The 1,612-nt window shown below is 55.5% G+C and carries 1 protein-coding gene; it reads left to right on the forward strand.

Features of this window, described 5'->3' with window-relative positions; translation table 11 throughout:
- A partial coding sequence (gene dxs, locus Q7V32_RS02045) for a 1-deoxy-D-xylulose-5-phosphate synthase (RefSeq protein WP_304895327.1) occupies positions 1 to 1,612 on the forward strand: 1,612 nt, incomplete at both ends.

Below are 1,612 nucleotides of genomic sequence, written 5' to 3' on the forward strand. Positions count from 1 at the left end.
CATAAAATCCTGACCGGCCGTAAAGACCGCATGACGACGATCCGGACCCGGGACGGTATATGCGCCTTCCCTAATCGTGCCGAAAGTGAATACGATGCGTTCGGGGTCGGCCATTCCAGTACGTCAATCAGCGCGGCGTTGGGGATGGCGATTGCCTCCAGTCTGAAAGGCGAAAATAAGCAGATGGTGGCGATTATCGGCGACGGCAGTATCACCGGCGGTATGGCTTTTGAGGCGATGAACCATGCGGGGTCTCTGGATGCGAATCTGCTGGTGATTTTGAACGATAACGATATGTCGATTTCGCCCAATGTCGGCGCGATGAACAATTATCTGACCAAGATTTTATCGAGCAAGTTGTATTCGTCGATGCGTGAGGAAAGCAAGAAAGTCTTGAGCAGCATGCCCAGTGTCTGGGAACTGGCGCGCAAGACCGAAGAGCATATGAAAGGCATGATTGTACCCGGTACTTTGTTCGAAGAATTGGGCTTTAATTATATCGGCCCTATCGATGGTCATGATCTGGACATGCTGGTGTCGACGCTGGAAAATCTGAAACGGATTTCCGGTCCGCGCTTTTTGCATATCGTGACCAAGAAAGGCAAAGGCTATCCGCCGGCGGAAAAAGACCCGCTTGCTTACCATGGCGTTCCGGCTTTTGATCCGGCCAAAGACTGTCTGCCCAAATCGGCGCCTTCACCGCACCCGACTTATACCCAGGTGTTCGGTTCCTGGCTGTGCGACATGGCGGCGCAAGACTCTCGCCTGTTGGGCATTACCCCGGCGATGCGCGAAGGTTCAGGCCTGGTTGAGTTTTCCCGGCGCTTTCCGGAGCGTTATTTTGATGTGGCGATTGCCGAGCAACATGCGGTGACGCTGGCGGCCGGTCAGGCGTGTCAGGGTGCCAAGCCGGTGGTAGCCATTTATTCGACCTTTTTACAGCGCGCTTACGATCAATTGATTCATGACGTGGTGCTGCAAAATCTGGATGTGTTGTTTGCGCTGGACCGCGCCGGCCTGGTCGGACCCGATGGCCCGACCCATGCGGGCAGCTTTGATTACAGCTACATGCGCTGTCTGCCCAATATGCTGATCATGGCGCCGGCCGATGAAAACGAATGCCGGCAAATGCTGACCACCGGTTTTCTGCACCCGGGCCCGGCCTCGGTGCGCTATCCCCGCGGCAAAGGCCCGGGCGTAGCGATCGATCAAGCCCTGACCGGACTGCCGATCGGCAAAGCACAAATCCGTCATGAAGGCGGCCGTATCGCAATACTGGCCTTCGGCAGCATGGTGGCCCCGGCTGAAGAAGCGGGCAAGCATCTGGGCGCAACCGTGGTCAATATGCGCTTTGTCAAACCCATGGATGAAAACCTGATACTGGAACTGGCTAAAACGCATGATGTGTTGGTCACAGTTGAAGAGAACGTCATTGCCGGTGGCGCAGGCAGCGGCGTGAATGACTTTTTACAAGCCCAGAAAATCCTGATGCCAGTCTTGAATATCGGTCTGCCCGACGCCTTCATCGAACAAGGCACCCGCGAGGAATTGCTGACTTTATGCGGTCTGGATCAGGCCGGTATTCAGGCGGCTATCGAGCAGTTTTGTGCTT

It is taken from the genome of Methylicorpusculum sp., from assembly GCF_030651835.1.
Classification (GTDB): Bacteria; Pseudomonadota; Gammaproteobacteria; order Methylococcales; family Methylomonadaceae; genus Methylicorpusculum.